At 74.3% G+C, this 18,869-nt stretch carries 20 protein-coding genes, 1 other RNA gene and 2 pseudogenes; 11 read left to right on the top strand and 12 right to left on the bottom strand.

Annotated elements, in window-relative coordinates:
* Positions 1-4 precede the first annotated feature (4 nt).
* On the top strand, positions 5-1,189 hold the full coding sequence (locus tag AB852_RS30620; RefSeq protein ID WP_073794165.1) for an ABC transporter permease: 1,185 nt from the start codon (positions 5-7) through the stop codon (positions 1,187-1,189).
* A gap of 114 nt (positions 1,190-1,303) precedes the next feature.
* On the opposite strand, the gene AB852_RS30615 is transcribed toward AB852_RS30620, so the two are convergent.
* From AB852_RS30615 to AB852_RS30600, 4 genes are all read right to left on the bottom strand, one after another.
* Positions 1,304-2,983, bottom strand: a complete 1,680-nt coding sequence (locus AB852_RS30615; protein WP_073793488.1) for a sensor histidine kinase — start codon at positions 2,981-2,983, stop codon at positions 1,304-1,306.
* Positions 2,980-3,666, bottom strand: a complete 687-nt coding sequence (locus AB852_RS30610; RefSeq protein ID WP_099282204.1) for a response regulator transcription factor — start codon at positions 3,664-3,666, stop codon at positions 2,980-2,982. Before AB852_RS30610 ends, AB852_RS30615 begins: the two co-directional genes overlap by 4 nt.
* Positions 3,667-3,860: 194 nt before the next feature.
* A complete protein-coding gene (locus AB852_RS30605) occupies positions 3,861-4,133 on the bottom strand; it encodes a helix-turn-helix transcriptional regulator (RefSeq protein ID WP_073793486.1) in 273 nt (90 codons plus the stop codon).
* Positions 4,134-4,377: 244 nt separating this feature from the next.
* Positions 4,378-5,025, bottom strand: coding sequence for a nitroreductase family protein (locus AB852_RS30600; RefSeq protein WP_073793485.1), 648 nt, complete (start codon positions 5,023-5,025; stop codon positions 4,378-4,380).
* Positions 5,026-5,227: 202 nt separating this feature from the next.
* Between AB852_RS30600 and AB852_RS30595 the strand changes: the two genes are divergently transcribed.
* A complete protein-coding gene (locus AB852_RS30595; RefSeq protein ID WP_107499393.1) occupies positions 5,228-5,758 on the top strand; it encodes a MarR family winged helix-turn-helix transcriptional regulator in 531 nt (176 codons plus the stop codon).
* Positions 5,759-5,858: 100 nt separating this feature from the next.
* On the opposite strand, the gene AB852_RS40045 is transcribed toward AB852_RS30595, so the two are convergent.
* A complete protein-coding gene (locus AB852_RS40045) occupies positions 5,859-6,017 on the bottom strand; it encodes a hypothetical protein (protein ID WP_178391160.1) in 159 nt (52 codons plus the stop codon).
* Positions 6,018-6,081: 64 nt separating this feature from the next.
* Positions 6,082-7,407, bottom strand: a complete 1,326-nt coding sequence (locus AB852_RS30590) for a hypothetical protein (RefSeq protein ID WP_073793484.1) — start codon at positions 7,405-7,407, stop codon at positions 6,082-6,084.
* 258 nt (positions 7,408-7,665) lie between these two features.
* Between AB852_RS30590 and AB852_RS30585 the strand changes: the two genes are divergently transcribed.
* The 3 genes from AB852_RS30585 to AB852_RS30575 are packed head-to-tail and all read left to right on the top strand — an operon-like array spanning position 7,666 to position 10,693.
* Positions 7,666-8,532, top strand: coding sequence for a Nif3-like dinuclear metal center hexameric protein (locus AB852_RS30585; RefSeq protein WP_073793483.1), 867 nt, complete (start codon positions 7,666-7,668; stop codon positions 8,530-8,532).
* The gene (locus AB852_RS40040; RefSeq protein ID WP_178391180.1) at positions 8,529-9,272 is read left to right on the top strand and encodes a zinc ribbon domain-containing protein; all 744 of its coding nucleotides are present in this window, start codon (positions 8,529-8,531) and stop codon (positions 9,270-9,272) included. The genes AB852_RS30585 and AB852_RS40040 overlap by 4 nt, the downstream gene beginning before the upstream one ends.
* Before the next feature lie 11 nt (positions 9,273-9,283).
* Positions 9,284-10,693, top strand: coding sequence for a bifunctional RNase H/acid phosphatase (locus AB852_RS30575; RefSeq protein WP_073793482.1), 1,410 nt, complete (start codon positions 9,284-9,286; stop codon positions 10,691-10,693).
* Between the two features lie 130 nt (positions 10,694-10,823).
* On the opposite strand, the gene AB852_RS30570 is transcribed toward AB852_RS30575, so the two are convergent.
* Positions 10,824-11,522: a hypothetical protein gene (locus tag AB852_RS30570; RefSeq protein WP_073793481.1), complete on the bottom strand. Its 699-nt coding sequence runs from the start codon at positions 11,520-11,522 to the stop codon at positions 10,824-10,826.
* Between the two features lie 37 nt (positions 11,523-11,559).
* Between AB852_RS30570 and AB852_RS30565 the strand changes: the two genes are divergently transcribed.
* Positions 11,560-12,234 (top strand): TetR/AcrR family transcriptional regulator, encoded by a 675-nt coding sequence (locus AB852_RS30565; RefSeq protein WP_073793480.1) that lies wholly within the window; start codon positions 11,560-11,562, stop codon positions 12,232-12,234.
* Positions 12,235-12,338: 104 nt separating this feature from the next.
* Here the strand turns inward: AB852_RS30565 and AB852_RS30555 are convergent, their stop codons facing one another.
* From AB852_RS30555 to AB852_RS30535, 5 genes and pseudogenes are all read right to left on the bottom strand, one after another.
* Positions 12,339-12,824 (bottom strand): GNAT family N-acetyltransferase, encoded by a 486-nt coding sequence (locus AB852_RS30555; RefSeq protein ID WP_073793479.1) that lies wholly within the window; start codon positions 12,822-12,824, stop codon positions 12,339-12,341.
* A gap of 77 nt (positions 12,825-12,901) precedes the next feature.
* A complete protein-coding gene (eda, locus tag AB852_RS30550; RefSeq protein WP_073793478.1) occupies positions 12,902-13,549 on the bottom strand; it encodes a bifunctional 4-hydroxy-2-oxoglutarate aldolase/2-dehydro-3-deoxy-phosphogluconate aldolase in 648 nt (215 codons plus the stop codon).
* A 71-nt stretch (positions 13,550-13,620) separates the two neighbouring features.
* Positions 13,621-14,421, bottom strand: a complete 801-nt coding sequence (gene yaaA, locus AB852_RS30545; protein WP_073794157.1) for a peroxide stress protein YaaA — start codon at positions 14,419-14,421, stop codon at positions 13,621-13,623.
* A gap of 107 nt (positions 14,422-14,528) precedes the next feature.
* On the bottom strand, positions 14,529-15,158 hold the full coding sequence (locus tag AB852_RS30540; protein WP_073793477.1) for a hypothetical protein: 630 nt from the start codon (positions 15,156-15,158) through the stop codon (positions 14,529-14,531).
* 179 nt (positions 15,159-15,337) lie between these two features.
* Positions 15,338-16,120 (bottom strand): annotated as a pseudogene (locus AB852_RS30535) (MerR family transcriptional regulator); the annotation flags it as partial.
* Between the two features lie 115 nt (positions 16,121-16,235).
* Between AB852_RS30535 and AB852_RS41425 the strand changes: the two are divergent.
* The 5 genes and pseudogenes from AB852_RS41425 to AB852_RS41070 all read left to right on the top strand — a co-directional run.
* Positions 16,236-16,844 carry a DUF4260 family protein gene (locus tag AB852_RS41425; RefSeq protein WP_281257853.1) on the top strand — a complete coding sequence of 203 codons (609 nt, stop codon included), beginning with the start codon at positions 16,236-16,238 and terminating at the stop codon, positions 16,842-16,844.
* A gap of 16 nt (positions 16,845-16,860) precedes the next feature.
* Entirely contained in the window at positions 16,861-17,457 is a 597-nt protein-coding gene (locus AB852_RS30525; RefSeq protein WP_399502627.1) for a TetR/AcrR family transcriptional regulator, read from the top strand.
* A gap of 53 nt (positions 17,458-17,510) precedes the next feature.
* Positions 17,511-17,919, top strand: an RNA gene (rnpB, locus tag AB852_RS30520) — RNase P RNA component class A.
* 189 nt (positions 17,920-18,108) lie between these two features.
* Positions 18,109-18,546: a hypothetical protein gene (locus tag AB852_RS41705; RefSeq protein WP_178391159.1), complete on the top strand. Its 438-nt coding sequence runs from the start codon at positions 18,109-18,111 to the stop codon at positions 18,544-18,546.
* Positions 18,503-18,599: pseudogene (locus AB852_RS41070) on the top strand (hypothetical protein); the annotation flags it as partial. The gene AB852_RS41705 and the pseudogene AB852_RS41070, both read left to right, overlap by 44 nt.
* Between the last annotated feature and the right edge of the window lie 270 nt (positions 18,600-18,869).

Below are 18,869 nucleotides of genomic sequence, written 5' to 3'. Positions count from 1 at the left end.
GACGCTGCGGCCCGCCCGGCTCGGGCCGCGGGACCTCGTCCGGCTCGGCGGCACCGGGCTGCGTACCCGCCCCCTGCGGGTCTTCCTGTCCGCGCTGGGCGTCGCGATCGGGGTCGCCGCGATGATCGCCGTCGTCGGGATCTCGGCATCGGGCCAGGCCGAGGTGGACCGCAGGCTCGACCGGCTCGGCACCAATCTGCTGCGCGTCGAACCGGCCCCGCCGCAGGGCGGTGAGCAGAGGACCCCGCTGCCCGAGGAGGCCGTCGCCATGGTGCGCCGACTCCCTCCGGTGCTGCGGGCCGAGTCGACGGGTCTGACCGAGGCCCGGGTGTACCGCAACCAGGACATCCCGGTCGGCCGCACCGGTGGCATCGACGTCGTCGCCGCGTCCCCCGGGCTGCTCCCGGCGGTCGGCGCGTCCGTACGGGGCGGCCGGTGGCTGGACGAGGCGACCGAGGGCGCCCCGGCGGTGGTGCTCGGGGCACAGGCCGCCCGGCGGCTCGACGTGGCAGCACCCGGCACCCGGCTGTGGCTGGGCGGCCGGTGGTTCTCGCTGATCGGGGTGCTGGACCCGGTGCCGCTGGCCCCCGAACTCGACCGGTCCGCCCTCGTCGGCGTCCCGGCCGCCGAGAAGGTCCTGGACCATGACGGCAGACCCACGACCGTCTACATCCGGGCCGACGACCGTCAGGTGGCCGGGGTCCGCGCGGTGGTCGCCGCCGCCGCCAACCCCGCGAAGCCGTCCGGGGTGCTGATCTCCCGGCCCTCCGACGCGCTCGCCGCCCGGGACGCCACCGAATCCGCGCTGAACGGGCTGCTGCTGGGCCTCGGCGGGGTCGCCCTGCTGGTGGGCGGGGTCGGGGTGGGCAACACCATGGTCATCTCGGTACTGGAACGCCGGTCCGAGATCGGGCTGCGGCGGGCGCTCGGGGCGACCCGGGGCCAGATCCGCACCCAGTTCGTGACGGAGTCGCTGCTGCTGTCCGTGCTCGGCGGGATCGCCGGGACGGTGCTCGGGACCCTGATCACCGGCGGGTACGCGGTGCTGCGGGAATGGCCGGTGGTGGTGCCGCCCTGGGCATCGGCGGCGGGCACCGGTTCGACGCTGCTCATCGGGGCGCTGGCCGGGCTCTACCCGGCGGTCCGCGCCAGCCGCCTGGCCCCCACGGACGCCCTCGCGGGCACCTGAGACGGCGGGACCTGGGACGGCGGCCGACCGGGGGCAGGGCGGGCCGGCGCGCGTCGCCGTGGTGCGTTCCCGGCGTCACGTCGGGTGGCGGCCGGACACCGGCCGGTGGCGGCATCAAGTGCCCCCGCCCGTAAGGCCCTTCGGTACGGGCAGCGTCACCGTGAACACCGTCCCCGTACCCACCTCGCTGCTCACCTCGAGGCGTCCCCCGTGGTCGTCGACGATCTGCCGGGCGATCGGCAGCCCGAGCCCGCTGCCGCCGGTGGCCCGGCCCCGGGCGCCGTCCGCCCGCCAGAAGCGGTCGAACAGATACGGGAGCTGGTCGGCCGGGATGCCGCTGCCGGTGTCCCGGACCGTCAGCGCGGCCTCGGCGGTACGGGCGGTCCGGCCCGTGCCCCGGTCGGCCACCGCCAGGGTGACGCGGCCCCCGGCCTCCGTGTGCCGTACGGCGTTGCCGACCAGGTTCGACAGCGCCTGCCGCAGCCGTGCGGGGTCGCCGTGCACCAGGACGGGCAGTGGATGGGGGACGACGGCCAGGGCGACGCCCGCCCCGTCGGCGAGGGCGCGGTGCGCGGTGGCGCAGGCGTCGAGGAGATCGCGGGCGTCGAGTTCCGTCCGGTGGTACGTCAGCGCGCCCGCCTCGGCGAGCGCCAGGTCCTGGAGGTCGTCCACGATGCGCTGTTGCAGCATCGCCTCCTCGTGCAGCGAGGCCAGCAGCTCCGGGGTCGGCTCGACGTACCCGTCCTGCATCGCCTCCAGATAGCCCCGCAGATTGCCCAGCGGGGTGCGCAGTTCATGGGCGATGTCCCCGATGAGCCGCCGCTGGCGCTCCTCACCGGCGGCCAGCGCGTCGGCCATCCGGTTGAACGACCGGCCCAGTTCCCCGATCTCGTCGCCGCCCGACGCGGGCACCCGGCGGGCCAGATCCCCCTCGGCGAGCCCGCGCGAGGCCGCCGTCAGATCCTTGACCGGCCGCAGCACGGCCCGGCTCAGCAGCAGCGCCCCGAGCACCGCCGCACCACCGACCCCCAGCGCGACCAGCACCGCCGGACGGCTCGCCACGGTGAGCCCCGTGTCGTCCAGCGCCCCGAGGCTCGCCCGCAGCGGCTGCGGCCCCACATCCACCGTCTGGAGGGCGAAGGCCCGGCTGGCGCAGGCCATGGCGAGGTCGTGGGAGACGGCCGCGCAGTCCTGGGCCCCGGCCACGGCACGCTCGTGCTCGGCGTCCGTCACCCTCGGCAGCGCACAGCCCCCGGCCCGGGTCCGGCCGCCGGGCCCCCGGTACACCGGGACGTTCATCCGGTCACGGTGGACGGACGGGGTGATCCCGGCCAGTGCCAGGCACTCGGCGAACCGCACCGATGCGCGGTAGTCGACGATCGACAGGAGGGTGGCCTTCGTCAGCGGCGTGGGCACCGTCCCGGGCCCCGGGAACACACCCGCCTGCGGCCGGGGTTCGATCAGGAACGGCGGGGCCGCGCCCACCGGCCGGGGTGTGCGCCCGCCCAGGGCGTCCGAGTCGATGGTGAACTCGCCGGTCTCGTCCTGGACGCGGATGCGCTGACCGGTGCTCTCCGTCAGCGACCGGACGACCTTCTCCACACCGTGCCAGGTGCCGTGCCGGTCGGCGTGCTCGCGCAGCCGCCGGTCGACGGTCACCACGTCCTGGCGGTCGGACACCGTGGACTCCGATATCTGACGTGTGACCTGGCGGAGCGTCAGCCACGCGGTGGCCGCCGTCGCCGCGACCGCGACGAGCATCAGCAGCGCGAGCACCCGCACCCGGAAGCTCATAGGTCGGTGAGCCGGTAGCCCCGGCCGTACACGGTCTCCAGCCGGCTGGGCCGTGCCGGGTCGTGCTCCAGCTTCCTCCGCAGGTTCATCACATGCGCGTCGACGGTGCGTTCGAGGACGTCGTGGTCGAAGCCGAAGGCCCGCTCGATGATCTGCCCCCGGGTGAAGACCCTGCCCGGTTCGCGGGCGAGCGCTTCTAGGATGCCGAACTCCTTGGACGTGAGAGTGACCGTCCGGCCCTCGACGCGCACCTCGAACCGCGCGGTGTCCACCTCCATCCCGCCGACCCTGAGCACGGCCGGGGCCGCCTCGCCGGTGGATCTGGACCGGCGCAGCAACGCCCTGACCCGGGCGGCCAGTTCACGCGGACTGCACGGCTTGGTGAGATAGTCGTCGGCGCCCAGGTCCAGGCCGAGCAGGATGTCCTCCTCGGTGGTCCGCGCGGTGACCAGCAGGATCGGCACCTCGGACTCGGTGCGCAGGATGCGGCACACGTCGAGGCCGTCGACCAGCGGCAGCATCACATCGAGGACCACGAGGTCGGGCCGGGCCGTACGGGCCTTGTCGAGGGCGGCCCGGCCGTCCCCCACCACATGGACGGCATGACCGTCCTGCTCCAGATAGACCCGGAACAGCCGGGCCTGCTTCACATCGTCCTCGGCGACAAGGATGCGCGCGCCCAAGGATGCCTCCCGCCCCCGGTGATGCATTGCGGCAACGGTAGTGCACGGACAGACGCCGCTCCGGGCCGTCTCACACCAGCAGGACGTCCGTGCCGCCGTACCGGTCCTGGACGATCGCCCTCATGAGCTGTCCCCTGACGCGCCGTCGCGCCATGTATCGGTGCGAATGTGTCGGTGCGTCAAAGGTCGGTGCGTCAAAGGCCGGCGGGCCACGCGTCGTCGGGGTTCATGTCCGGGTTCGTGTCGGGGTTCGTGTCGGCGTACTGGAAGAGATCCTCCAGGGGAACGCCGAGGACGCGGGAGATCTGGAAGGCCATCTCCAGGGAGGGGGAGTGCCGGCCCTGCTCGATGGCGATGACGGTCTGCCGGGTGACCCCGAGGCGGCGGGCGAGTTCCGCCTGGGTCATCAGTCCGTGTTCGAGCCGCCGGAGCCGGACGATGTTGGTGACCCTGGTCGGCCTCACCATGCCGACAACCCCCTGCGGCGAGCGGCGCTTTGGGTGACCGGGCCGAGGACCGCCGACAGGGCGCACGCGAGGTGCGTCGCGTGCGCGAGGGCGGCGACCCCCGCCATGATCCAGGCCCGATTCTCCTCGTGCGCCACCCCTGCTCCCTTCTTCGTTCCAACGATGTCAAGGAAACCTGACATCGCCGAAAGTAGAACAGCCCGTCCAGGGTGTCAAAGTTCCTTTACAGAGCCGCCGCGCTCACTCACCAGCGGTCCCAGTGCAGAACCTGCTCGCGGGGAACCCGCCGCGCGGGCCGGAACTCCGTACCGATGGTGAACGCCAGCGGAACGAACGCGGCCAGCATCACCTCCTCGTACGGCACCCCGAGCACCCCCGCCAACTCCCGCTCCAGCGGCCCCTGCGCGGTCGTCCACACCGTGCCCAGCCCCCGCGCCCGCGCGGCCAGCATGAAACTCCAGGTCGCGGGGAGGATCGACCCCCAGGTCATCGACTGGTCCAGCACCGAGGCGCGGTCGGTGCGCCCCTCGACGGCGGGCACCACGAACGCCGGCACCCGGTGGATGTTGTCGTAGAGGTGCCGGAACCCGTCGGAGATGCGCTCCATGCTCCCGGGGTGGGCGTACATCCGCCGCAGATCCCGTTCCGTGGGCGGGGCCCCGCCGCCGGTCGTCAGGGCCCGCCGGAAGAGATCGGCCACGAGCCGCCGCCGCGCGGGGTCGGTGACCACGATGAAGTGCCAGCGCTGCCGGTTGCGTCCGGTCGGCGCCTGGGTCGCGAGATCCACGCACTCCTCGATGAGCCGCCGGGGGACCGGCCGGTCCAGGTCGAGCCGCTTGCGGACCGCCCGGGTGGTGGACAGCAGTTCGTCGGGGGTCAGATCCAGGGTCATGGAAGTTCCACACTCCGTCTGCGCGCCAATGATTTCCTTGCGGATGATCGGTGAGTATACGAGTGGGGGTGGTTGACGGTCAAACAATCTGTACGCAGACGGTTCTTGGTAGGGTCGGCCCTCGCAACGCACGCACCCCGCAGCACGCACACCCCGCAGCACGCACCCCGTAAGGCGCGCCCCGCGAAGGAGACCGGCCCGTATGGCACCCAGCGCCACGCCCCACCCTGCCCCCGGCCCTGACAGCCCCGACAGCCCCGGCCGCTCGGACCGCTCGGACGGCTCCCCCGGGCAGACCCCGTATTTCGCACGGCTCGCCGCCGAGCGCCCGGACATCGCGCTGTGCCGCGCCTCGTCGGCCGTCGCGCGCGCCGCCGAGGCGCACGCGGCCGGTGTGGGCCTGGGAGTGGGACCCCATCTCGTACTGAAGATGCTCACGGAGGCCGGACCCGGCTCCCAGCGGGTCCTCAGCGACCAGCTCCGGATCGACCGCACGGTCATGGTCGGGATCTGCGACGGTCTCGAACGCGCCGGACATGTCCGCCGTGAGCGCGCGGCGGGCGACCGCCGGGCCTACGCCGTCACGGTCACCGACGCGGGCCGCGCGGAACTGGCACGCGCCGAACGCGCGGTCCCGGGCTTCCTCGACGACAGCTTCCAGCGACTCACCCCCGGCGAACGGCGCCAACTCACCCGTCTGCTAGGCAAATTGCTCGGCACGGCGGACGGCTGAGAGCGGTCACCGCGCCGCCGGACGGCACAGAAGGCCGGGGCAAACAGAAGTGGGGGGTGCCCCGAGGCACCCCCCACTCCCTGGACCGGTCCCGGCCCGCTTACCGCTGCCCCTCCGGCGAGGACTCCTGCCTGCGGTGGCGACCGTGCGGCGCGGCCTCCTCGTCATGGGCGGCCACCGGCCCCCGGTGCTTGCCGTGCCCGGCGTTCTCCATGGCCTCCTGCGGCTCAGCGGTCGGGTCCGTCTGCGTCTCGGTCATCGGCTAAGTCACCCCGTCGAAAAGATCTTCACAACAGCCGGAAGATTCTAACGGGTGGCCGATTTCACCTCCCGAGGGGCACCCGCCCGCCCAGCGGCGCCTCCTGCAACGGCACAGGCCGGGCCGCCCGGCCCCCGGCCGCACCGACCACCGCAGCGCCCCCGGCCCCGTCGGCCACCCTGGGGGCCCTCCGCACCTCCGGCGCCCCCGGGCCGGCCGGGCCACCGCTTCCCGCCGCCCGGTAGCCGTTCACCGCCGGGGGGCAGTGGCCGCCGCCGGGTTGCGGGGACGGCGGTGCCGGGTCCAGCCGGGCCACCCCGCAGGGCACCGCCGCCGTCGCGTACGGCAGCCGCAGTCCGCCCGACCGGGTCCACAGTCCGGCACCCGCCAGCCAGCCCTCGGGCGGCACGAGCCGGTGCACCGTACGGCCGGCCGGACGCCACACGGCCGGCCAGCTGCCTCCCGCGTCGTCGATCCGCAGCGCGACCCCGCTGCGCTCCGGGGTCAGCGCCTGCCCCGGCTGGACGGCGAACGGCGTCACCGCGCAGTCCGGCAGCCGCAGGCACTCCGGGAAGCGGACCGGCCGGTCGCTGCCCAGGACCCCCCAGCCCAGCCGTTCATGACCGGGCGACGGGGCATCGGAGCGGACCAGCAGCAGCCCGCTGTCCGGATCGGCCAGCAGCACCCGGTCGTTGCTGTCCTCCGTGATCTGGAGCAGCGGCGACATCTCGCCGCCCCGCCCCAGATCCACCACGACGGCCTTGACCCGCCCGCCCTGTTCCCGGTCGAGGGCGAGCAGCCGCCCCGCCCGGTCCAGCCACACGCCCCCCGAGCAGCGCCCCGGGACCTCCGTGACCAGTTGCGGGCCGAACGCGCCGCCCGCGACCAGCCACAGCCTGCTGACGCGCGGCCCGGAGGCCAGTACATAGGCGCGGGTGCCGCCCGGCGCGGGCGGCATCAGCCGTACCTCCTCGTACGCCCCGGCGTCGAGCGCGCCCAGCGGGACCTCGCCCGTCACCGGACCCGTCGGGTACAGCAGGGCGAAGTGGTGGCGGCCCGCGGCCGTCCGGCGCACCAGCACCCGTCCGTCGGCCAGCGGCTGCACCTCGGTGTCCGACTCCTCCGGCTGGCGTCCGGGCAGCGGCACCGCGTACGGCTCGGGGCCGTCCAGGGTCCAGCGCTCCGGGAACCAGCGGTCGGCCGGTCCGCCGGGGCCGTCCGCGAGGGCCAGCCGCGCCGCGTACCCGCCGTCCGCCGCGACGACCAGCCCGCCCGCCGCCGGAGCGGGCCGGGGCCGCTGCGGATGCCGCGGGGCACCGGCGCCCCCGGCCGCGCGCGGGGCACCCTGGTCGCCGTTCCCGGCGGTGGTCTCGATGGCACAGACCGTCATGGTTCGGTCACCTCCGGCGACGAAGGTAGTTTTCGTACGCACGGGCGTGGCACGCGGCGCCCGCCTTTCACCCCAAAGGGTGTCCCTTGGGCGGTTCGCCCGTTAGAGCCGTTTCTTCTGTGCTGAGCGGCCCGCCCCGGGTCCGGCGGGGTACCCGGGCGGGTGCGACCGGGGCGGGCCGCGGCCGCCGTCGGGCCGTCGCGGGAGCCCCGGTCGTCGGCCGTCCGGCGGAGTGCCTGGGCCAGGTAGCCTTGCCCCGTGCCCCGCCTGTCTGAAGTCATCGCCGCGCTCGACGCCCTCTGGCCCCCCGAGCGGGCCGAGGGATGGGACGCGGTCGGTCCCGTGTGCGGCGACCCCGACGCCGAGGTCCGCCGGGTGCTGTTCGCCGTGGACCCCGTCCAGGAGATCGCCGACGAGGCCGTACGGCTCGGCGCCGACCTCCTCGTCACCCACCATCCGCTGTATCTGCGCGGGACGACGACCGTCGCGGCCTCGCACTTCAAGGGCCGGGTCGTCCACACCCTGATCAAGAACGACGTGGCGCTGCTCGTCGCCCACACCAACGCCGACCGCGCCGACCCCGGGGTCTCCGACGCCCTCGCCGGAGCCCTGGACCTGCGGGTCACCGGTCCGCTGGTGCCCGACCCCACCGACCCGGCGGGCCGCCGCGGCATCGGCCGGATCTGCGCGCTGGACCACCCGCTGACCGTCCGCGAGTTCGCCGCCCGCGCCGCGGAGCGGCTGCCCGCCACCGCGCAGGGCGTCCGGGTCGCGGGCGACCCCGACGCGCTCGTCCGCACGGTCGCCGTCAGCGGCGGTTCCGGCGACAGCCTCTTCGACGACGTCCGCGCCGCGGGCGTCGACGCGTTCCTCACCGCGGACCTCCGCCACCACCCGGTGTCCGAGGCCCGCGAGCACAGTCCCCTCGCGCTGCTCGACGCCGCGCACTGGGCCACCGAGTGGCCCTGGTGCGAGCTGGCCGCCGCCCAGCTCGACGCCCTCTCGGAACGGCACGGCTGGGGACTGCGTACCCACGTGTCCCGGACCGTCACCGACCCCTGGACCATCCACGCGGCGTCCGTACCGCAACTGGCCACCACCAACGACCTTGGAGCCCCCAACTGAACGCCGCGCCCGCCGACCAGCTCCGCCTCCTCGATGTCCAGGCACTGGACGTGAAGCTCCAGCAGCTCGCCCACAAGCACCGGTCGCTGCCCGAGCACGCCGAGATCGAGTCGCTGGCCAAGGACCTCGCCCAGCTCCGTGATCTGCTGGTCGCCGCGCAGACCGAGGAGAGCGACTGCGCCCGCGAGCAGACCAAGGCCGAACAGGACGTCGACCAGGTGCGCCAGCGCGCCACCCGCGACCAGCAGCGTCTCGACTCCGGGTCCGTGTCCAGCTCCAGGGACCTGGAGAACCTCCAGCGCGAGCTCACCTCGCTCGCCAAGCGCCAGGGCGACCTGGAGGACATCGTCCTGGAGGTCATGGAGCGCCGGGAGTCCGCGCAGGAGCGGGTCGGCGAGCTGACCGGCCGGGTCACCTCCGTGCAGACCCGTACCGACGAGGCCGTCGCGCGCCGGGACAAGGCCGCCGGTGAACTCGACGCCGAGGCCGCCTCGGCCACCAAGGACCGCGGGCTGATCGCCGCGACGATCCCCGAGGACCTCCTCAAGCTGTACGACAAGCTCCGCGCGCAGCAGGGCGGTATCGGCGCGGCCCGGCTCTTCCAGCGCCGCTGCGAGGGCTGCCGGCTGGAGCTGAACATCACCGAGGTGAACGAGGTACGGGCCGCCGCGCCGGGTACCGTCATCCGCTGCGAGAACTGCCGCCGCATCCTGGTGCGCACCTCCGAGTCCGGCCTGTAGGGGAAGCGTCCGTGCCGTCCTCCGTACGGGAGTTCGTGGTCGAGGCCGACGGCGGTTCCCGGGGCAACCCGGGCCCCGCGGGTTACGGTGCCGTCGTGCTCGACGCCGCCACCGGCGGGACCCTCGCCGAGGCCGCCGAGTACATCGGTGTCGCGACGAACAACGTCGCCGAGTACCGGGGTCTGATCGCGGGGCTGCGGGCCGCCCACGCCCTCGACCCCGGGGTGCCGGTGCGGGTCCGGATGGACTCCAAGCTGGTCGTCGAGCAGATGTCGGGCCGCTGGAAGATCAAGCACCCGGACATGAAGCCCCTCGCCGCTCAGGCCGCGGCGGTCTACCCGCCGGGCCGGGTGACGTACCAGTGGATCCCGCGTGAGCGGAACAAGCACGCCGACCGCCTCGCGAACGAGGCGATGGACGCGGGCAAGCGGGGCGAGCAGTGGTCGGCCGCGGATTCGACGGCCGACCTGGACGGGCGCTCCTCGCCGGGCCCCGTGGGCGAGTACGGGGAACCCGGAGAGCTCAGGGAGCCCGGGGACGCGGCGGCCGGTGCGGCGAAGGCCCGTGCGGCCCTCGCCTCCGCCGGTGGCCGCCGTACCACCGGTACCGCGCCGGAGCCGTCGGAGTCCGGCGGCTCCGCCGATCCGGGGGCCTCGTCCGCCTCCGGTGTCCCGGCCGCCGGTTCCGGGGCCTCGGCCGCCGAGACCAAGGCGCGGGCCGATCTGCGGGCCGCCCGGAACCTCGCCGTGTCCGCCGCGAAGGCGCCCGCCGCCGGATGGGGTGCGTCCGCCGACATGGGGCCGCCCACGACCTTCGTGCTGCTGCGGCACGGTGAGACGCCGCTGACCCCGTCCAAGGCGTTCTCCGGCAGCGGGGGCACCGACCCGTCGCTGTCGGAGGTGGGACGGGCGCAGGCGGTGCTCACCGCGGGCGCGCTCGCCGCGCGGGGCACGGTCCAGGCGATCGTGTCCTCGCCGCTGAAGCGCTGCCGCGAGACCGCGCAGGCCGCCGCGGACCGGCTCGGGCTCGATGTGCGCGTGGACGACGAACTGCGCGAGACCCACTTCGGCGCCTGGGAGGGGCTGACCTTCGGCCAGGTACGGGAGCGGTATCCCGACGACCTGACCGCGTGGCTCGACTCCGAGGACGCGCGGCCCACCGGGGGCGGCGAGAGCTTCACCGAGGTCACGGAACGCGTCGCGCGGGCCCGGGACCGGCTCGTCGAGGAGTACGCGGGTCGTACGGTGCTGCTGGTCACGCATGTCACGCCGGTCAAGACGCTGGTGCGGCTCGCCCTCGGGGCGCCCGCCAGGTCGATGTTCCGGATGGAGCTGTCCGCGGCGGCGCTGTCGGCCGTCGCGTACTTCAAGGACGGCAACGCGAGTGTCCGGCTGTTCAACGAGACGGCACACCTGCGCTAGGCCCCTGGGCCTTCACCCGGGGACCCGTGCGGCTCGCCCCCGCTCGCGCCCCCGGGTTCTCACCCCTTCGCGCACGGGAGCGCGCACCCTGTGCGGGCAGGCCGGGCAGCCCGCACAGGGACAAGTGCACCTAGGGGCGCGCGGGGAGGCGGGTCGACCGGAGGAGGGCGAAGCCGTACGTGACGGTCCACAGGACCCAGATCAGCCAGCCGCCCAGCCCCAGCAGCCCCAGCGGCCCGGGGCCGTCCGTGACCACCGCCGCCAGGCTCGCCGAGCCGAACAGCAGAACGGCCGCGAGCCCGCCCGCCGCCCCGTGCCACCGCCGGATCACCCCGGCCCGCCGCCCGGCGACGGACATCCCGGTCAGGGCGAGCGCCAGAAACGCCCCGTTGAGGGTGAACAACGCGTCGTGCAGCGCCCAGAGGGCCTCCGTGGCGGGCCCGCCCTCCGCCCCGGTCGACGCGAGCGCCAACCGGATCGCGACGACCCCCGAGAACGCGCCGTTCTGGAGCAGCAGCCCCGCGAACCCGGCCGCCGCCCACATCCGCGCGTCCTCCCGTCCGGAACGCCGCAGCACGGCGAGGGCCCCCGCGCCGAACACCGTGGCCAGCACCCACGCGGCCGGAGCCACCGCGGAACCGACGCCGACGGCACCGGACTCCGTACCGAAGAACGCGGTGACCTCATCCAGCGGGGAGCCGGTGGACGGCAGCCCCGCCGGGACCATGATCACATTGCCCAGGACGATCGCGACGGCGAACCCGATCGCGGCGAAGCCCCCGATCCGGGCCGGGTCGGGGGACGTATGCGTTAAATCTTTGTGCGTCATGTATTCAATATAAGCACCGTAAAGCGAAAGAGGGACCGTGCATCCGGACACGAACCCGGCCAGGCGTCCGTACGACTCGCTGCGGCGGGCGGCCCAGGCGCGGGAGACCCGGGCCGACATCGCCCACGCCGCCCGGCGGCTCTTCCTCGCCCAGGGGTGGGCGGCGACGACGGTGCGGGAGGTGGCGCGCGAGGCGGGGGTGTCCGTACCGACCGTCTACGCGACGTACGGGAACAAGGCGGGGCTGACCCGCGCGCTGGCCGACGCGGCCGATCTGTCGGCGGACGCGGCCCCGCTGCTCGCGGAACTGACCGCGCCGGGCGCCACGCCCGCGCGGCAGCTCGCGGCGATGGCGGGGTACGACCGGCGGCTGTTCGAGCGGGCCGGTGATGTGATCGCGCTGCTGCGGGAGGCGGGCCGCACCGAGCCGGAGCTGGCGGCGGCCTACCGCGAGGGCCGTGAGGGAGGCGACGGGACCCGGGTACGGGTCTTCTCGACCTGGGCCCCGGCGGTCCTGCGGGCCGGACTGGACATCCCGGCCGCCGTCGACGTCTACGCGGCGATCTGCAACATCGACGTCTACGGCACCCTCACCGCCGAACGCGGCTGGAGCCCCGGGCGGGTGGAGGAGTGGTGGGCCGGTGCCCTCGGCCGGGAACTGCTGTCACCCGCGGCGCTGCCGCCCGAGCCGACGCCGCCCGGTGCGGTTTAGGGCCTGCCGTTCGGATCGATCGGGCCGGGTGCGGGTGCGGGTGCGGGTGCGGGTGCGGGTGCGGGTGCGGGTGCGGGTGCCGGGGCGGTGGCGCCCGGTGCGGTTCAGGTGTCGTCCCCCGGCCTCGGGTGGCCCGAGGGGCGCCAGGTGTACCGGACGTCCGGTTCGCGTTCCTCGTTGCGCCGTCCGTCGGTGAGCTCGGCCGCGTGGAAGCCGTGGCGTTCGTAGAAGCGCCGGGCCGGTTCGTTGACCTGGAACGTCCACAGGTCCAGGCCACCGGGCCGCCGTTCCTTGGCCAGCGCCACCAGCCGGTCGCCCACGCCCCGGCCGCGCCACGGCGGATCGAGGTACAGCTGGTCGATCTCCGTGTCACCGAGCACCAGCAGCCCGACGAAGCCGTCACCCGCGAGCGCGGCCCAGGTCTCGTGCCCCGGCACGAGAACGTACGTGAACCACTCCCGCACCGCGTCGTCGCTGTGCGCGCGGCGCACGGTCGGCAGCGCGGCGGTGAAGGAGCGCAGCCACAGCTCGGCGAGGGCGGTCGCGTCGGAGGGTTCCGCGCGGCGCAGGACGAGGTCATCGGTGTTCACGAGGTGCGACTTTCGCAGATCGGTGATCTTCGCGCACCTGGATTCGGGGCCGCCCTCAGGACGGCGCCGCGCCGGGGTCAGCCGAGGGCGGCGGCCTCGGCCGCGAGGGAGCGGACCCGCTCCCAGTCCCGGGCGGCGATCGCGGACGCGGGGAGCATCCAGGAGCCGCCCACGCAGGCGACGTTCGGCAGCGCCAGATAGGAGGGCGCGGAGGCGGCCGTGACGCCGCCGGTCGGGCAGAACCGGGCCTGGGGGAGCGGTCCGGCCAGGGACTTGAGGTACGGCGTGCCGCCCGCGGCCTCGGCCGGGAAGAACTTCATGTCGGTGACACCCTGTTCCAGCAGGGCCACGACCTCCGAGGTCGTGGAGACCCCCGGCAGGAACGGCACCCCCGACCCGCGCATCGCGTCCAGCAGCCGCCCGGTCCACCCGGGGCTCACCAGGAACCGCGCCCCCGCGTCCACGACCTGTCCGACCTGGTCCGCCGAGATCACGGTGCCCGCGCCGACCACGGCCCCGGGCACCTCCGCGGCGATCGCGCGGATGGCGTCCAGGGCGGCGGGCGTCCGCAGGGTCACCTCGATCGCGGGCAGTCCGCCCGCCACCAGGGCCCGCGCGAGCGGCACCGCGTCGGCCGCGTCCTGGACGACGACCACCGGGACGACCGGGGCGAGGTCCAGGACGGAGGTGGCGGGGTGCGGCGCGGCGGGCTGCGAGGAAGTCATACGGTCATCCTGCCGTCAGCTCGGCAGCATGCGCAAAGCGTGTTGCGGAGTGTGCAACGCGAGAGGGGTGGTCAGTGGATCTCGGTGACGATCACGTCCAGCGACCAGGGTGTCCCGGCGCGGGCGGGCGGCTGCGCCTCGACCGTGTACCCGAGGTCCCGCAGCGCGTCGGCCAGCTCGGCAGGGCCCTTCGGCTCCGCCCCCGCCGACAGCAGGCTCCGGACGATCCGGCCCTTCGTCGCCTTGTTGAAGTGGCTGACCACGGACCGCTTCTCGACCCCGTCGACCAGCTGCGCGTGCAGCACCCGCACGGTCGCCGTCCGGGTGGCCACCTCACCCTTCGGCTTCCACGCCGCCGCGTACGCCGACGACCGCAGATCGAGGACGAGACCCCGGCCGGCCGCCTCCGGCAGGACCTCCGCCATCACCGGCCGCCAGTAGGCGCCCAGCGCGCCCAGCCCCGGGAGCCTGACGCCCATGGAGCAGCGGTACGGGGGGATGCGGTCGTTGACGCGGACGGCTCCCCACAGACCCGAGAACACCAGCAGGGAACGGGTCGCGCGGCGCTTGGCCGCGGGGTCCAGGGACGCGAGGTCCAGCGCGTCGTACAGCACGCCCGTGTACAGCTCGCCCGCCGGGCGGGCGCCCGCGGTGCGCAGCGCGGTGTTCTTCGTGACCTCCGCGCGCTGGCCCTCGCTGAGGCCGAGGACGGTACGTGCGGCGTCCTCGTCGGTGAGGCACAGCTCGACGAGTTCGTCGAGGACGGCGGTCCGGGCCGCGGCGAGGCCCGGCAGGGACAGGCCCTCGGGCTTCAGGGGGGCGGCGCGGCCTGCGGGGGCCTTGCCTTCGGACGGCGGCAGCAACACGAGCACGAGGTTCTCCAGCATCACGTGGGAGGGGCTCCGGCCCCCGCCCCAGGGTAGGGGGTCCGGCCCGGCCGTTCATGTCCCGGCCGGGTCCGCCGCCGCGTGCGGTCACGTCACCGCGCGACCGTGTCGCCGTCCTTTCGCCCGGCCGCCTGCCGTGAGCGGAGTTCGCGGGCCAGGGCGTCGGGGTCCTCCGCGTACAGCCGGATGGTGGTGATCCGTTCCGTCCGGCCGAGGAGGGTGGTCCGGGTGACCGGGGCGGCGAGTTCCACGGTGACGTTGGTGAGCGCCCCGATGTCCAGGGTCAGTTCGCCCGGCCGGCGGTCCGGTGAGGTACGCAGTTCCCGGCGGACGGCGGTGAGGTCCGCGAGGGGGACGAGGAGGTCGACGGTGACGCCTCTGCGGATACGGAGCGACCGCCCGGTCAGGACGTGGGGGTGGGTGACGGCCGCGGACTGGAGGGCCAGGATCGTCAGCAGGGTGTACACGTCGAGCACCAGCATCACGGCGTGGGCCACCGGCAGATCGCGCAGCAGATAGGAGATACCCACCGTCTCGACGAGGCACGCGAAGGCGATGCCGTACACCATCGCGGCCTGGCCCCGCGCGTAGCCGAACGCCTGCCCGTCCACGCCGACGCCGTGCGTACGCCGGGCCGCCCACAGGGCGAGGCTCCGCATCGCCCGTGCCTCATGGCGGACGATCCGGCCCAGGGTCCCGGCCGCCGCCCCGTGCCCGGTCATCCCCCGTCCGCCTTCCGGGGCCCTGGACGGGTACGGGGTCCCGGACGGGTACGGGGTCCGTCGCCGGTCGCGGGGGCCTGTTGTTCCGCCTCCGTTTCCGGGCCGGTGAGGGTCCGCTGTACCGCTCCCGTCCCCGGGCCGGTGAGGGTTCCCCGTACCGCTCCCGCCCCCGGCCCGGCGAGGGCTCGTCGTACCGCCTCCGACTGCGCGGGCGCGAGGTCCGCGAACAGCGCCGACACGAACGACCTCGGCGCGTCCGGCGGCGTACCGGCGGAGCCACCCGTCATGTCCGGCAGCCCCGCGGCCGCCTCCGTCAGCTCCCGGGGCAGCAGGGCGGCCAGGGCCCGGGCCGCCTCGTCCACCCGGGGGTCGGCGGGGTCGGCGTCCGCCAGGGCGTCCAGCAGCGCGTACACCTGGTGGGCCCGCGCCGCTTGGTCCGGCGACCCGACCGTGCTGCCGAGCGCGGACAGCAGCCGTTCCCGGTCGGCGGGATCGACCGTCGCGTCCAGCAGCGCCAGCGTCTCGCGGTCCTTCGCGGCCATCGGTGACCCGGGATCGGCGGGCGCGCTCCGTTCCAGTTCGGCCAGCAGCGCGGTGAGTTCCGGGGAGACGGGGCCCTCGGCGGGCACCCGGCCCGCACGGGCCTCGGCCAGCAGCGCCCCCACCCGTTCCCTCCGCAGCCGCAGCGCTGTCTCCTGCCGGGCCAGGTCCTCGTCGAGTTCGGCCAGTACCTCGACCAGCTCCCGGCCCGCGTCGTCCGCGAGCACGTCCCGTACCTCGGGCAGCCCGAGACCCAGCTCGGTGAGCCGCCGGACGCGGGCGAGGACGACGGCGTGCCGCAGCTCGTACGCGCGGTACCCGTTGGCCCGGCGGCCGGGTTCCGGGAGCAGTCCCAGCTGGTGGTAGTGGCGGATGGCGCGTGTGGTGACCCCCACGACGGAGGCGAGTTCCCCGATTCGCATGCCCCCAGTAGAAACGTTGACGCTGCGGCGGGGTCAAGCACGCTCCTTGACGGCTAACGGCGTTAGCCGTACCGTCGAGCTAACGCTGTTAGCCGTAGATCGCCGGGAGTCAGCCATGTCCCTCACCACCCCCGTCACCCCCGCCACCTCCACCGAACCCACCTGGTCCCGTCCGGCCACCTCCGTGGTCCCCGCGGCCCCCTCGACCGGCGCCACCGGGGACGTCACGGACAGTGGGGCCGAGGACGCCATGGGAAGCGCGGCCGAGGACGCCACGGGAGGCGGGGCCGAGGACGCCATGGGAGGCGGGGCCGGGCACCGCACCCGGCCCCGCCGGCGACCCCGTCCCGTCGCCCTGCGCGCCGCCTGGTTCGCCGCCGCCCTCTTCTGGACCGCCTTCGCCGTCCTGGAAGGCGTCAACCACGGCTGGCTCGCGGGCGGGATGGCCCTGCTCTTCGCCGTCGCCCCCGATCTGACGATGCTCGCCGCCATCGGCGACCCGACCCCGACCGTCCGCGGCCAGCTCCCGCCCCGCGCGGTCCCGTACTACAACCTCGCCCACCGCGCGGCGGTCCCGCTCGGCCTCGCCGTGCTGTACACGTTCACCGCGCCCAAGGAATGGGCCCCGCTCTTCGCGGCCCTGTGCGGCTGGCTCGCCCACATCTCGTACGATCGCGCCTTCGGGTACGGACTGCGGACCAAGGAGGGCTTCCAGCGTGACTGAACGGCGCACGGGCGTGATCACGGACCTTCCCCCGGGCACGCCGGAACTGCTGGCCCACCTCACCCCCCGGGCCAGGGAGATCGTCGTCGCCGCCCGTGCCCTCGTGGAGGAGTCCGGCCCCGCCGCCCTCACCATGCGCGCCCTCGCCGACAGCCTCGGCATCAAGGCCCCGTCCCTGTACAAGCACTTCCCCGACAAGTCGGCCGTCGAGGCCGAGGTGATCGCCATCGGCCTGCTGGAGACCGCGCAGGCGCTGGAAGCGGCCGAGGAGCGCCACGCGCACCGCCGCGACACGGACGCCGTCGTGGACGGCCCCGAACCCCCCACCCTGCTCGCCGCCCTCGGCGCCGCGTACCGCGCCGACGCCCTCGCCCACCCGTACGTCTACATGCTGGTCACCGAGGGCCCCCTGCCCCGCCACGCCCTGCCCGAGGGGCTGGAGTACCGGGCCGCCGCGCCCCTGCTGCGCGCCTGCGGCCACGACATGGACCGGGCCCGCGCGGTGTGGGCCTTCGCGCACGGCATGGTCACCCTGGAGATCCACGGCAGGTTCCCCCCGGGCGCCGATCTCGCGGCGGCCTGGCGTACGGGCGTGCGCGCGCTGGAACCCTGACCCGCCGGGGCCGGACGGGCCGCCGTCCCGGGTAGCATGTCCGGTACGGCAGACGAGCCGGGCGGGCGGCCGCGTGGGCATCCTTCGGATGCTCCCGAGGAACGTCCGGGCTCCACAGGGCAGGGTGGTGGCTAACGGCCACCCGGGGTGACCCGCGGGACAGTGCCACAGAAAACAGACCGCCGGGGACCGTATCCGTACGGACCCAGGTAAGGGTGAAACGGTGGTGTAAGAGACCACCAGTGCCCAGGGTGACCTGGGCAGCTAGGTAAACCCCACCCGGAGCAAGGTCAAGAGGGAGCACCCAGGTGCTCCTGCGCGGACGTTCGAGGGCTGCTCGCCCGAGTCCGCGGGTAGACCGCACGAGGCCGGTGGCAACACCGGTCCTAGATGGATGGCCGCCAGCCCGGCGACCGCGAGGTCCCGGGGCCACAGAACCCGGCGTACGACCCGGCTCGTCTGCCACCAAGGGCTTCTGACCAGCAAGTTTGCAGGTCAGGGGCCCTTTTTTACGAGTCGGACGGCATGCCCCGTTCCCGGTTCGTACGCACCCGAACGGGACCGCCCGGGTGTGAACGTAGCCACGACAGCAGCCACGTTTCGCGAGACCGGAGACGGGTGCGGCAGCGGGCTGCCGCCGATTCAGTGCAGGTGCGATCCATCGGTGACGCGGGGCTGGTCATCTGCGGTGTCCTCGCGCGAGCAGTTCAGCCACGGCAGCGGATGAAGGAGATCTTCGTCCGCCGGTACGACCAGAACGTCCCCCCGGTCCCTCTCCTCGACGAGGCCCGCGCCCTCTTGGTGATCGGCCTGCACACCGACCGGCGCTCCGTCCAGGCCCGCGCCCGCGCAAAGGGCATGAAGATCTTCTCCATCGACCCCGAGGGCCTGATGGAGAACGGCACCTTCAAGGAGCGCCCGATCGAGGGAGTACGCGAAGGCGACACCATCGTCCGCTCCGAGGCGACTCCCGCCCTCCAGCGCCTGTGCAAGCTCCTGGTCGTCACCCTCCGACCGTCAACCGGCCAGGAGCCAAACCCCCTGATACTTGCAGCCCGGCATCGGCTACGGCGGCGGCTGCCTCCCTAAAGACGTCGCCGCTTTCACCCACCGCGTCGGCGAACTCGGCGCCACCGGCGCCTCCGCACTCCTGACCGCCGTCGAGCACGCGCGCGCTCGGGACGAAGACCAGCAAGCCCGGTGACAACTGATACCTATGCCAGAAACTCGCCCAACATCCAGGTGACCAGGCCCTCCAGCTCCTCCCCTTGCGTATCAGCCCCGACGGGCCGCTCCACCAGAAGCGGCCCGTCCCGCGAACACCTGGGGGCTCGGCAGTCGCCGTCAGTATGTTTGTCGTGCTCCCGCGCGCCGGGTGTCGCTCCGTGAGTGTCCCGGCTCCCTGGGGAAAG

The sequence above is a fragment of the Streptomyces uncialis genome, from assembly GCF_001905345.1.
GTDB classification, from domain to species: Bacteria; Actinomycetota; Actinomycetes; order Streptomycetales; family Streptomycetaceae; genus Streptomyces; species Streptomyces uncialis.
This window is presented reverse-complemented; position numbering and strand designations above follow the sequence as displayed.